This is a genomic window from Pseudomonas sp. CFBP 13711 (genome assembly GCF_014842265.1).
Classification (GTDB): Bacteria; Pseudomonadota; Gammaproteobacteria; order Pseudomonadales; family Pseudomonadaceae; genus Aquipseudomonas.
Genome location: NZ_JACYVI010000046.1, coordinates 1 through 319, shown reverse-complemented (window position 1 = coordinate 319; position 319 = coordinate 1). Strand labels below are relative to the sequence as shown.

The 319-nt window shown below is 54.5% G+C and carries 1 protein-coding gene; it reads left to right on the top strand.

All coding sequences use genetic code 11. The features are described from left to right. Positions 1-64: 64 nt before the first annotated feature. On the top strand, positions 65-319 hold a 255-nt coding region (locus IFT47_RS27325; protein WP_192175185.1), incomplete at its 3' end, for a transposase.

Here is a 319-nt window from a genome sequence, read left to right as displayed (position 1 = left end):
TGCAGTGGTCTAATTTCCCCGGACACCTCGATAAGTGGAAAATACATTTATCGAGGAGTTCTACATGACCAGAAAGCGCAAAAGATTTGATGACAGCTACAAACTGGAAGTCGTAAAAATGGTCAGGGATCAGGGGCTGACCGTTCCGCAGGTTTGTCAGGACCAGAATCTCGGTGAGACGGCCGTACGGCGGTGGATCCGCCAATATGATGCCGAGCAGCTGGGCCAGGCCGGGATCGGAAACCCGCTGACGGCTGAGCAGCAGCGCATTCGGCAGCTGGAGCAGGAAAACCGGCAGCTCAAGATGGACAACGACATC